The organism is Clostridium sp. Marseille-Q5894 (assembly GCF_946902305.1).
Classification (GTDB): Bacteria; Bacillota_I; Bacilli_A; order Erysipelotrichales; family Coprobacillaceae; genus Thomasclavelia.
The window spans coordinates 284,891-297,768 of the sequence record NZ_CAMPPT010000002.1 but is presented as its reverse complement, the minus strand read 5'-3'; the positions used below and the strand labels follow the sequence as shown (position 1 = coordinate 297,768).

Below are 12,878 nucleotides of genomic sequence, written 5' to 3'. Positions count from 1 at the left end.
GTGTCAAAGCTAAAAATATATACATCATTTTTTAAAAAATTTCATTATTTTGTTTATAGCTATTATCTACGACAATTTCCTCAACATTATCAACACACTCATCAATTAATTTTTTAAAATCAAAATTTTCTTCAAAAGCTTCTGCTTTATAACTTTTTGGTTTAGTTGCAGGAGCTTTAGGTGTAAAGATCGTACAACAATCTTCATGAGGCCGAATCGATATTTCATAAGTATCGATTTTATTTGCAATATCAATAATTTCCAATTTATCTAAACATAAAACTGGTCTTAATACAGGAATTTTAACAACCTCATTAATAACCTGCATGCTGTTTAAAGTTTGTGAAGCTACTTGCCCAATACTTTCACCATTAACCAAAGCCAGACAATTATTTTTATTAGCGATCATTTCACTAATACGATACATCATTCTACGCATTACTGTCATAGCATAACTTTCATCACAGTTATCATAAACTGCTAATTGCAATTTAGTAAAATTAACAACATGAACTTTGATTTTTCCATGGGTATAATGACGTAATTTATCTACTAAATCAAAAACTTTTTCTCGTGCCAATTCATTTGTATATGGTGGTGCTGCAAAATGAATACATTCAAGATCGACGCCACGTTTTAAAGTCAAATAACCCGCTACTGGCGAATCAATTCCCCCAGACATCATTAACAAGGCTTTACCACCAACGCCAACTGGATATCCACCAGCACCTTTAATAATATTATCCATTACATAAATTGCATCATAACGAATCTCAACCGTAACTAAGATTTCCGGATGATGAACATCAACTTTTAACTTTTTGGTCGTATGATGAAAAACATATCCTGCAATTTCTCGGTTTATTTCTTGAGAAGAACCAGGAAAATTCTTATCAGAACGCTTGGTATTGATCTTAAAAGTATTCCCATCATTTTTTTCAATTATTTGCATTACAGCTTTTTTTGCCATTTCTAGATCTTTATCAATTTTATATGCAACAGAAAAAGAATAGATTCCAAAAACTGTTTTTAACTTATCACAAACAGCTTGATGATCAGCACCATTTAGAATCACATACATGCGATCATGCTGTAAATCATAGCTTAACTGTTTAAAATCATTCAATATTTCTTTTGTATTTTTTAAAAGACGATTTGTAAATAATTTTCGATTTTTACCTTTTGTAGTAAGTTCACCAAAGCGAACTAATATATAATTTGCTTCCATTTTCTACCTCTGTTTCTTTAATTTTCCTAAACTGTCTTGTAAATAATAACAAAACTGGTCAATATCTTCTTTTGTTGTATGTTCACTAAAACTAATTCTAAGTGCACTTGAAGCAATAGCATCATCAAGATGCAATTGCGCCATGATTCTAGAAACATTGCTCGTTTTTGAAGAGCAGGCACTGCGGGTCGATAAATATATTTCTTTAGTCTCTAGATCATGTAAAATAACTTCTGGTTTATACCCAGGACAAGAAAAATTTAATATTGATGAAATACAACACGATTCATCACTATTAATGACAATTCCTGGTATTTGTTGTAAACATTCTCTAGCATATTTGTTAATGATATCAATATGTTTAGTTTTAGCATCAAAATTTTCTAATGCTAAGCGTAAAGTTTTTGCTAAAACAATATTACTGCAGGCATTTGAAGTTCCACCACGAAGTCCAAATTCCTGCTGACCACCGCTTATCAATGGTACGATAGTTGTGGAACGACGTTTAAATAATAATCCGCTTCCTTTTAACCCATAAATTTTATGAGCCGAAAATGAGGCCAAATCTACATCTTCTAAATTGATTGGCAATTTTCCTAAAGCCTGAACCATATCAAAATGAAGTTTAACTTTATCATGTTTTTTTACAATTTTTTTAATTTCTTCAATCGGATTAATTACCCCGATTTCATTATTTACATACATGATCGAAACAAGAATCGTATCATCTCTAATGCTGTCTTGTAACTGTTGTAAAGAAATACAGCCTTTTTGATCAACATCTAAATATGTGACTTCAAAACCAAAAACCTTTTCTAATTCTTTACAAGTTTCATATACCGATGAATGTTCAATTGCCGTTGTAATAATATGCTTACCACGATTTTGATATTGGAACGCTGTCCCTTTAATTGCCATATTATTAGCCTCACTGCCACAGCTGGTAAAAATAACTTCATCTTCTTTAACCTTAAGCATTTCACTTACTAACTTGCGAGAATGTTCCATCAAGCGATTAACTTCGATTCCTTTATCATAAATTGAATCAGCATTATAAAAATATTTTTCTAATAAATTATGGTAAGTCGTTAAAACCTCAGGATTTAACGGTGTCGTTGCTACATAATCTAAATATATCATAAATAACCCCCTATTTTATTATATGCAATTAAAACACAAAGTCCTACACCGACTTTGTGTTTTTATTAATCAACATCTCATATGACCCCGGATTTATCTTTTCAATTATATCAACAGCTGTAGATAAAGCTTTTGTATACTCACCATTTCTAAATAATAACTCCGCTTTAGTCAACTCAGTATTAACTTCTAAAAAAGAACTACGATACCGATTACCATAAATAATTGCCTCTTCAACCATTTCTGCAGTAACGATCAAATTATGAACATTATCATATAATTTATAAATCACATCACGAGCCGCATCAACTTGGAGTGACAATCTTTCTAAGTCAATTGGCCGATGACGAATAAACTTTAAGATTTCATCAGCTTTTTGATAAGAATCATCAATATAATCTTTATACGATTCATTGATCATTGGTAAGTGTTTATTTTTAATTTCTGATTTTATTTCTAAGAGAACGATATTAATATTATCCAATTCATCTAAAGCTCTTTTTTCCTGTAATCTTAATGAATTTTCTAATTCATTGTATTTTACTAACGCATCATCAAATGGCTGACAACGCTTTACTAATTGATCGAATTCTTCAATCAACGTACTATACGAAAAATCTTTAGACTCAATTACTGTCGTTATTTCTTCTAAATCATCTATAATTGGTTTAAAATTCTTATAATCTTCATCAATTGTAATATTATAATCACTCAATAAATAATTACGTTGTAATTCAGCTAAAGAATTTACTGTTCGTTTAAGCCCATCGTCTAAACGACCAATATGTCGATAACAATTATTACGCGCTTCTTCATACTGATTACAAGCAGCCTGTTCTTTTTCCAAATCAGCTCCCAGTCCATTTAATTCATCAGTCATTACTTCAATCGAAGAACCAACGTTCTCTAATCTTAGATCTTTAATAGCTTGAATAGTATTTTCTAAATCAGCATGAATCTTATTATAGCGCACTGAAGCGTTTAATTTTTCAATTGAAAAATCCTTTTCCTTCATATCTTCAATAATTGCATATAACTCTTCTAAACGCTTAGGAATATATTTCCGGACAATTGAAATATAAGTTGGTAAATCTCTAAGATTAGCTGCTAATAAATCAATATCTTTTTCGATTTTAGCAGCAAATGATTCTGCTTCATCAAAACGCTGATTATTCATCATATCTTCCAAAGAAACAAAACGACTATCAATATCATCGAAAATAGCGGGAATCGCTGGAACAAAATCCTCGATCTTAAATCTAACGGCCGCAAAATTATCACTTGCAGCTCGATATTTTTCCTTGATTTTAATAATTGCAACTCGTTGAACATTTTCAATTTCCGTAATAACTTCGATTTTTTTCAACAAATCTTGAGCTTTGTTTTCATAATTATCAATTTCATTTTTCAATTTAACTATTTTCTTACGAGCACCTGTTAATTTACGATAAAACAGCTGTTCATCTATTTCGTTTATTAAAGGCATGATATCATTATTTTGAAAAACATTTAATTTATTAAATTCAGATTCATATAATTCATATTTTTCAAGTACTTCAGGCATGTTTTTTCCAATTCCTTTTACTCTACCTAAACGATACTGAATCGGTAATGTTTTGATTGCATTCATGCGATTTTCAAGTTCAATTATTTCTTTACGATACATCTTTAACTTAATCGCACGATAAACTATCGTACCAATAATTATCACTAACACACAGACACAAGCTATGATTACATTTTGACTACCAAATTTTTTTAATATATTATCTAAAAATTCCATCTGTACATCCCTCTTTACATAAAGCTTACTTATAGAGTATACCACAACATACCAGTCATGTCTAAACAGAATCGACAATTTTTCATAATCATTTACATTATTTTCTTTCTCGATAATATATATTAATAGGAGGTTACATGAATGAATAAAAAAATCTTAGCGCCACTGCGTTCATATAATCCAAACAGAGTTTTTTATATCTATCATGAATATATTAAAATGTTCAAAAAAGCCAATCTTGATATCATTACAATTGCTCCTGCAAGTTTTGCGACCTTACAGTTTTTAGTTGATAATTGTGATGGTCTATTACTTACAGGCGGTCTCGATGTCGACCCTGCTTACTATCACAAAAGTTTACATCCCAAAACTAAAAAAGAGCTTTTCGAACTTGAGGAACTAGAATTTACGTTAATTAAAATGTTTTTCCAGCAAAACAAACCGATTTTAGGAATTTGCCGCGGCATCCAAACTATTAACGTTGCTTTTGGCGGAACCTTGATTCAAGACCTTGACTCAAATTTGCACATGCAAAAAGAAATGCAGGGCTATCGTCATTTAGTTACCACCTGTAAAAATTCTTTACTATCAAAGTATTTAGGTGATAAATTTATGACAAATTCTTTCCATCATCAAGCCCTCGATAAAGTTGCCGATGGTTTTATCATTAGCGCTAAAAGTGTTGATAATATAATTGAAGGGATCGAAAAAGATAAAATTATCGCAGTACAGTGGCATCCAGAAAAGAATAATGATAAAATACAACAAAGACTTTTAAAATTATTTAATGATTTACTGGAGGAAAAATAAATGAAAAAAATTGGATTTATCGGTGTTGGAGTAATGGGTAAAGCGATGGTATTGAATCTATGTAAAGCAGATTATGATATCTCCATATTTACTCGAAGCAAACATAAAGTTGAAGATATTATAAGTGATAAGATCAAATGGTGTGATAGTATTGAAGAATGCTGTAAAGATAAAGATATTATTATGACGATGGTTGGTTTTCCTAATGATGTTGAAGAAGTATATTTTAGTGAAAAAGGAATCATTAATAGTGTAAAAGAAAATACTATTTTAATTGATTTTACGACGTCAAGTCCCCTGTTAGCTAAAAAAATATATACTGAAGCAATAAAAAAAGGCGTTGTTAGCTTAGATTGCCCAGTTTCTGGTGGCGATATTGGAGCCATCAAAGGAACCTTATCTATTATGGTCGGTGGTGACAAAGAAGTTTTTGAAAAAGTAAAACCTGTCTTAAAAGTTTTAGGAACTAATCTCAATTATGTCGGAGCTCCTGGAAACGGTCAGCATACTAAAATGGCTAATCAAATTGCCCTAGCTGGTGCATTAGCCAGTACCTGTGAAGCCATCACATACGCTAAAAGCGTTGACTTGGATCCTGAATTAATGTTACAGTGTATCTCTAGTGGAGCTGCTGGTTCTTGGCAGTTAAGTAACAATGGTCCCAAAATGCTGACAAATGATTTCGACCCTGGTTTTTACATCAAACATTATATCAAAGATATGAAAATAGCCAAGGATGTAAATGATAGCAACAGCCTTGACCTTGAAGTACTTAATGTTGTTTTAAAAATGTTTGAGACTTTACAAGTTAATGGTGATGAAGATCTAGGAACGCAAGCTCTAATTAAATATTATCAAAGATAGCTCAGCTATCTTTTTTTACAAGTAGATTATGTTTATTGGCAATCAACATTGCTATAACCATCAAGATCATCGCCAACATCTTATTAAAAGCAAACTCTTCTTGCAGCAACAAAGAGCCAAGATACGTAAAGATTGGATTTAATCCCAGTAAAAAACTAGTTTTTATACTACCGATTTCATGAACGGCATTAAAATAAATCAACTGGATGATGGCAAATCCAATCCCAGAAAAAAGAATAAAAACGAGCCATAACATTAACGAAATATTTTCGATATCGTTATGTTGCGGAAAAAATAACGATATCAGTAATAACTGGATAAAACCATAACTCAAATACTCTAATGTAAACGACAGATTCTCTTCTTTTTTACAATTATGCTGCATCAATAAATTACCATAACTATAAAAAACAATTCCCCCAAGTAGCATCAAATGCCCCCAAGAAAGCTGATTCAATTTAAAATCAATCGAAACAAAAAAAGCTACAAAAGCTATCATCATAGCAAGCAATTGATTTTTAACGATCTTATTTTTATATATCAATAAAGCTAAAAGAATCGTTACTAACGGAGCCAGTGAATTCATGATTGCATTAGCACTGCCGCTAATTAAATTCAAGCCCTCAAAAGTTAAAATAAAATTTATTGTTATTGAAAACAAGGCAACTTTAAAGCCTAAAAAATCATGACGACGCTTAAATTTCACTTTCTTATATTTCATCACTAAAAAAATCGCTACGATTGAAAGAAAAACCTTAAGTGTCGCCAGATCATATGTCGACATATATTCCAGCATATATCTCATTACTAAAACATTGGTTCCCCATAAAAAACTTGCAAAAATCAACCAGACATACATTATATCACCACTATTAGTATATCCATCTAAAAAACTTTAAAACTAAAAATGTAGATACATTAACTATATCTACAAAATTATTTCATTTTTGATCTGTTGACGATCATGCTTTAACTGTTCAATCAACCCTTCAACACTAGCAAACTTCTTTTCCATTCTAATTTTCTTAATAAAAGCAACTGTTAAAACTTGTCCATAAATATTTTCATCAAAATCAAAAATATTTACTTCTAAAGATAATCCTGGTAATGCTGTAAAAGTAGGATTATAACCAATATTGACCATTCCTAAATAAACTTTATCTTTAAAATAGACTTTTGCGCCATACACCCCATTTTCCGGTAACAAATAATCTTTAGCATCGATATTAGCAGTTGGAAAACCAATCTTACGTCCATTTTGCCGTCCATATATCACTTTACCACTTATACAATAAGGACGACTTAATAATTTAGCTGCCAGCTCGACATCACCCTTAGTTAAAAGCTCTCTTAAGTAACTTGAAGATATTTTATGATGATCGTATTCCAGTTTTTCAATTACGGTTACCTGATAATCATTATGCCCATAAGCTTGTAAAATTTCGCTATTACCACGACCTCGATCGCCAAAATGGAAATCATACCCACAAACAACATGTTTGATTTTAGATTTGATAATAAATTCTTGAATAAATTTTTCTGGCATCAATTTAGCGATATCGTGATTAAAACGTAAAATAAATAAATAATCAAAATCATATGATTTTAATAAATTAATTTTGTCTTCTAAACTCATTAAATACTTAAACGGCTGATTAGTTAAATAAGCTCGAGGCTGAACATCGAATGTCAACAGCACTTTTTTTAAATTATCTCTTTTTGCAACCTTAATAACTTCATTAACTAACTTTAAATGCCCTAAGTGAAAACCATCAAAAAAGCCAAGCGCAACACAACTAGGTTCCATCTTCAAATCATTTTGTTCATTTAAATATATTATTTCCATTACCATAATCCTCTTATATTCTTTAAATAACCATTACCATCAGGGCCATACACTGCTAAAACCTTCTTATTTCTATTTACGATCACGACCTGCTCATTGAGATCAGATTTGATCTTCTTACCATGATAAACGATATTTTCATCTTCTACTTCTAATTGTTTAAAATCACTTAAGGCAGTTTCAATACTCAAACAATTGAACTTACCAGCTTCAATTTCTTCTAAAGTAAAACAGTCATTTAAAGCAAACTTACCTGATTTCGTTCTAATCAGATCTTGCATATGTCCAGGATAGCCTAATTTAGCAGCTATATCAAAACATAATGAACGAATATAAGTTCCTTTAGAACAGCCAACTTTAAATTTAATCAAATTTTCTTTGATTTCTAAAACATCGATATAATCAATTGTAACAACTCTAGTAGGAACTTCTACATTTTCACCACTTCTTGCATATTCATATAATTTTTTGCCCTTAATTTTGATTGCTGAATATAAAGGCGGTTTTTGTTCCTGTTTTCCTATAAAACTCTTTAAACAAGCAATAATTTTATCATCATCTATTTTTTGATATTCTTTAGTTTCTAAAACTTTACCACTAGCATCATACGTATCCGTACTTACACCTAAATTTAAGGTTGCGACATATTCTTTACTTTCACTAGTTAAAAACTGTAATACTTTAGTTGCTTTATTAATACATACAACTAAAACACCAGTTGCATCAGGGTCTAAAGTTCCACAATGCCCTACTTTTTTAGTATGTAATATTTTACGAAGTTTATTAACGACATCATGACTCGTCATCCCTGCAGGTTTATTTATTAATATGATTCCATCCATTTTTATCACCGCTTATCATTTTACAAAGGTTTGTAATAAAATGCAAATATCTTTGCATATATTCATAATTTTGTTAAAATAGAAGACGGTGATTATAAATGACAATGAAAAAAGTATTAGGCTGTATAAGAAAAGCTGATGAAGAATTTGATTTAATTCAAGATGGTGATAAAGTTTGTGTCGGTGTATCAGGCGGAAAAGATTCAACGTTACTTTTATACTGCTTATCGCTGTATCAAAAATTTGCCCGTGTTAAATTCGAGGTAGTTGGTGTTCATATTGAAATGGGCTTTCCAGATATGGATTTTAGTGAAGTAGATGCTTTTTGTAAAAAGAATCAGATCGAATTATATCATGAACCTAGCGATGTTTATGAAATCTTAAAGTTAAATAAAACTGAAGATGGTCGTTTACAATGCTCGCTTTGTTCAAAGTTTAAAAAAGCTTTAGTTATTGATGGCGCAAAAAAGTATGGTTGTAACAAAGTTGCTTTTGCTCATCATGGTGATGATGCTGTAGAAACTTTATTTATGAATATGGTCTACGGTGGTAAAATTGCAACTTTTACCCCTAAAATGTATCTAACGCGAACCGAAATGAATTTCATTCGACCTTTAGTTTATGCTTATGAATCAGATATCATTTCAGCTGTAGAAGAAGCTCATATTCCTGTTGTGACATCAACCTGCCCAGCGGATAAACATACTAAGCGCGAAGAATTTAAACAGTTATTAAATGAGCTGTATCAAAAATATCCTCAAGCTAAAAGTAATTTATTGACTTGTTTATCGAATGAGAAAAATACATTACTTTGGAAAAAAACACCTAAAGAAAAATAAATTCACAATTGTGAATAAAGTGTGAAAAAGTGGACGTTATGTCCACTTTTAAACATGTTTAATTACAAAATAGTTCTTTTTACCACGACGAATTACCGTTGCTTCATTACCAAAAGCATTAGCTTTGCAAACAGTAAATTCAACATCTTTGATTCTTTCACCATTAATTAAAATTGATCCACCATTAACAAATTCACGTGCTTCGCGTTTACTTTTAGCTGCCCCACAAGTAATCAAAGCATCTAAAATATTTAAATCTTCATTTATTTCAACACTTGGCACTCCTTCAAAACATACTTTAACTTGTTCTAAAGTCAAAGATTGAATTTGACCTGAAAATAACATTTTAGAAATATTTACAGCTTCTTCATAAGCCTCTTTACCATGTAAGAATGTGATTACTTCACGAGCTAGCGCCTGGTGGGCTTCTCGTAAATGAGGCTGGGTTTTATTCTTTTCTTCTAATTCCATAATTTCTTCAGGTGTTAAGAAAGTTAAGAATTTTAAATAATCGATTACTTTATCATCCTCTGAGTTAATAAAGAACTGATACATTTCATAAGGTGATGTTTTTTCTTTATCTAGCCAAATAGCTTTGCCATTTGTCTTACCAAACTTTGTTCCATCACTTTTAGTTAAAAGCGGCATTGTAAAACCATAAGCTTCTTTACCATCTTTTTTTCTGATCAATTCAATTCCTGCTGTAATATTGCCCCATTGATCCTGGCCTGCAACCTGCATAACACAGTTTTTATTATTATATAACCATTCAAAATCCATTGCCTGCATGATCATATAAGAAAATTCGGTATATGTAATCCCAGCATCTAGACGCCGTTTAACAATATCTTTATTCAACATATAATTGACATTAAAGTATTTACCATAATCTCTAAGAAAATCAATGAAATTTAAATCTTTAGACCAGTCATAGTTATTAACTACTTCAAATCCAAATAAGTCCTGAGCCTGTTTTTTTAAACAAGCAAAGTTATGTTCAACTGTTTCTTTCGTAATCATTGGTCTTTCAGTATCTGGTTTTGGATCCCCGATCAATCCTGTGGCTCCACCAACTAATAAAATCGGATTATGTCCTGCTTCCTTTAAACGTTTTGAAATTAAAAATGATGAAAAATGTCCAATATGTAAACTGTCTCCAGTTGGATCAGTTCCAATATAAAAAGTCATCCCACCATTATTTAATTTTTCTTCTAGATCCGGCGAACTAACATCTTTGATCAATCCTCGCCATACTAATTCATCATAAATCTTCATCTTCTATCCTCCATCTATAAAATAAAAAAGATTTCATCCTAAAGGACGAAATCTCGCGGTACCACCTTTATTCATGTATTACTACATGCTCTTAAATCGATAACGGGATGACCCGTCTAGACTTTGCATCTAGAAACTCCAGAGTGTATTCATCAGTAGTACATCCTTGTTTTCACCAGCCACAAGGTCTCTTAAATGCCTATTTTGATTACTATTTTCCTTCAACGTCGTAATTGAATTATATTCTAAAACAAAGGATAAGTCAACCTTCATTATTTGATATTATTCTACGACAACAGCTGTACCACTTGCTGTAACCATCATCATATCATTACCAGCACCTAACATTTCATAGTCAATATCAACTCCAATTACAGCATTAGCACCCGCTGCCTTAGCTCTTTCTTCCATTTCTTTTAAAGCTTCCTGACGACAAGCCATTAATTCTTCTTCATATCCAGCACTGCGACCACCAAAAATATTTCTAATTCCAGCTCCAATATCTTTAAACATATTTACTCCAGAAATTACTTCACCAAAAACTATTCCCCTATAGTCAACTACTTTTTTACCTTCAATTTGATTTGTTGTTGTAATGATCATATTATTTTCCTCCATCTATTTGATAATTTAATTTTAACCTATCTATCAAATATATGCTACTTATAGTATAATAATTCTAAAAAAACATTGCCCATTTTAAAAATATTTCCCTTTTAATATACTCAACAAAAAACAGCATAAATAATTATGCTGTAAATACTTTTATTCATTTGTTGAATCACGCTTTATAAACATGTGCTGGACAACGATTTCCTTAGATTCAATCTTTTCTTCATGCAAAAACTTTGTCAATAAACGCACTGCAAGCGCTCCCATATCATAGACAGGAACATTCATCGAAGATAGTGTTGGCTTACACATAATTGAATAACTTGTGTTCAACATTCCTACAACTTCCATCTCTTCAGGAATTTTAATCCCATTTTCCTGAGCTGCATTAATTACAGCCACACCATCTTTATCATACCCGCAAAATACTAAATCATGTTTATGATCTTTAAAATACTCTACAAAATTAGGATATGTATTCTCATAATGGCTTGAGCTGGTTAAAATCTGATTAGTTGTAAAAACTTTTTCATATTTTTTATATGTATCTTTAATACCTTCAATTATTTCATCACTTTTAATTAAATTTTGTTTAGGTAAAATATAAATTATATCATCTTTACCCTCAGCTAGATATTTATCAACAATCTCTTCTGCCGCCTTTTTAACATCAATATAAATAGAACCGATATTGTCACCTGATAACTTCTTACCTATGACAACTATTGGTAATTTATACTTAACGATCGCTTCAATTGTTTCATCAATATTATCATTGTTGAATAAAATAACACCATCCACTCTTGATTTAACCAAGCGTTCTGTTACATCAGCGACTGTATTTTCATCACCAATATCATCAGTAGTATACATATTGATATTATAATCTAAATGTCTTCCTGTATCACCGATACCACCAATCATGTCTTTAACATGGGCAAATAACGACTGGGGAAAAACAATTGCAATAGTTGTTGTTTTACTAGTTGCTAATCCTCTAGCTATATCATTCGGTTTGAAATCTAAACGTTCAATAACATCCAAGACTTTTTGTTTAGTTTTTTCTCGAACAACATTTGAACCATTAATTACTCGAGAAACTGTCGCAAGAGAAACGCCAGCTTCCCTTGCAACATCATATATCGTAACTTTTTTCATTAATCTTTTAGATCTTCAATGATGACATCTAATTCATCTTCAATATCATCCATTGCATCATCTAATTCCTTTAACGCATCAAAATCTTTGTCTTGAATCTTGTCCTTGATTTCATTTAATTTACTTGTCATTTCATCACTAATCTTTGTAACTGATGCTTTAAAATTTGCATATTCATCACTTGATTTAACAGAATTTGCCAACTCTTCTAATTTTCCCTTAACTTCAGATAATTTAGTACTTGTAGTGTCCTTAAATTCTTCCATATCAAATTCATCAATAGCAAGTTTTATTTCTTCAATTGTATTATTAACTAAAGTCTCAACATCTTCTTTTGTGATATTCTGTGCTTTATCATATAATTCCTGTGATTTTTCTTTAAGATCTTCTCTTAACTCACTACCTTTTTTTGGGGCAAATAACATTCCAACTATTGTCCCAATACCAATACCAGCTATAAATTTTCCAAATTTCATAATAA

Annotated in this window: 13 protein-coding genes and 1 other annotated feature; of the genes, 3 read left to right on the top strand and 10 right to left on the bottom strand. The window is 30.9% G+C overall.

Translation table 11 applies throughout. From position 1 onward, the window contains the following. Nucleotides 1–31 precede the first annotated feature (31 nt). From thiI to OC535_RS04065, 3 genes are read right to left on the bottom strand one after another with little or no spacing between them, the layout of a single operon-like run. Nucleotides 32–1,228, bottom strand: coding sequence for a tRNA uracil 4-sulfurtransferase ThiI (thiI, locus tag OC535_RS04075; protein WP_227051820.1), 1,197 nt, complete (start codon nt 1,226–1,228; stop codon nt 32–34). A 3-nt stretch (nt 1,229–1,231) separates the two neighbouring features. Next, nucleotides 1,232–2,368, bottom strand: coding sequence for a cysteine desulfurase family protein (locus OC535_RS04070; RefSeq protein WP_027089015.1), 1,137 nt, complete (start codon nt 2,366–2,368; stop codon nt 1,232–1,234). Nucleotides 2,369–2,411: 43 nt separating this feature from the next. After that, entirely contained in the window at nt 2,412–4,151 is a 1,740-nt protein-coding gene (locus tag OC535_RS04065; RefSeq protein ID WP_024720832.1) for a septation ring formation regulator EzrA, read from the bottom strand. A gap of 141 nt (nt 4,152–4,292) precedes the next feature. Here OC535_RS04065 and OC535_RS04060 point away from each other — a divergent pair, with 141 nt between their 5' ends. Together OC535_RS04060 and OC535_RS04055 are read left to right on the top strand one after the other, a co-directional pair. Then, nucleotides 4,293–4,961 carry a gamma-glutamyl-gamma-aminobutyrate hydrolase family protein gene (locus tag OC535_RS04060; protein WP_227051823.1) on the top strand — a complete coding sequence of 223 codons (669 nt, stop codon included), beginning with the start codon at nt 4,293–4,295 and terminating at the stop codon, nt 4,959–4,961. After that, on the top strand, nt 4,962–5,825 hold the full coding sequence (locus OC535_RS04055) for an NAD(P)-dependent oxidoreductase (RefSeq protein ID WP_024720834.1): 864 nt from the start codon (nt 4,962–4,964) through the stop codon (nt 5,823–5,825). A 1-nt stretch (nt 5,826) separates the two neighbouring features. Here the strand turns inward: OC535_RS04055 and OC535_RS04050 are convergent, their stop codons facing one another. The 3 genes from OC535_RS04050 to truB form a co-directional block, all read right to left on the bottom strand. Continuing rightward, on the bottom strand, nt 5,827–6,684 hold the full coding sequence (locus OC535_RS04050; protein WP_498823235.1) for a DMT family transporter: 858 nt from the start codon (nt 6,682–6,684) through the stop codon (nt 5,827–5,829). Between the two features lie 69 nt (nt 6,685–6,753). Further along, entirely contained in the window at nt 6,754–7,671 is a 918-nt protein-coding gene (locus OC535_RS04045) for a bifunctional riboflavin kinase/FAD synthetase (protein WP_498823234.1), read from the bottom strand. Beyond that, nucleotides 7,671–8,513 carry a tRNA pseudouridine(55) synthase TruB gene (gene truB, locus OC535_RS04040; protein ID WP_227051827.1) on the bottom strand — a complete coding sequence of 281 codons (843 nt, stop codon included), beginning with the start codon at nt 8,511–8,513 and terminating at the stop codon, nt 7,671–7,673. The genes OC535_RS04045 and truB overlap by 1 nt, the downstream gene beginning before the upstream one ends. 98 nt (nt 8,514–8,611) lie before the next feature. Between truB and OC535_RS04035 the strand changes: the two genes are divergently transcribed. After that, nucleotides 8,612–9,352 carry a tRNA 2-thiocytidine biosynthesis TtcA family protein gene (locus OC535_RS04035; RefSeq protein WP_498823233.1) on the top strand — a complete coding sequence of 247 codons (741 nt, stop codon included), beginning with the start codon at nt 8,612–8,614 and terminating at the stop codon, nt 9,350–9,352. A 48-nt stretch (nt 9,353–9,400) separates the two neighbouring features. On the opposite strand, the gene tyrS is transcribed toward OC535_RS04035, so the two are convergent. The 4 genes from tyrS to OC535_RS04015 all read right to left on the bottom strand — a co-directional run bounded on the left by tyrS (nt 9,401) and on the right by OC535_RS04015 (nt 12,873). Next, a complete protein-coding gene (gene tyrS / locus OC535_RS04030; RefSeq protein WP_024720838.1) occupies nt 9,401–10,627 on the bottom strand; it encodes a tyrosine--tRNA ligase in 1,227 nt (408 codons plus the stop codon). A gap of 38 nt (nt 10,628–10,665) precedes the next feature. Then, nucleotides 10,666–10,861, bottom strand: a binding site (T-box leader). A 48-nt stretch (nt 10,862–10,909) separates the two neighbouring features. Further along, nucleotides 10,910–11,230, bottom strand: coding sequence for a putative heavy metal-binding protein (locus OC535_RS04025; RefSeq protein ID WP_024720839.1), 321 nt, complete (start codon nt 11,228–11,230; stop codon nt 10,910–10,912). 162 nt (nt 11,231–11,392) lie between these two features. Next, a complete protein-coding gene (locus OC535_RS04020; RefSeq protein WP_227051829.1) occupies nt 11,393–12,397 on the bottom strand; it encodes a LacI family DNA-binding transcriptional regulator in 1,005 nt (334 codons plus the stop codon). Continuing rightward, on the bottom strand, nt 12,397–12,873 hold the full coding sequence (locus OC535_RS04015) for a YtxH domain-containing protein (protein WP_024720841.1): 477 nt from the start codon (nt 12,871–12,873) through the stop codon (nt 12,397–12,399). Before OC535_RS04015 ends, OC535_RS04020 begins: the two co-directional genes overlap by 1 nt. Nucleotides 12,874–12,878 lie beyond the last annotated feature (5 nt).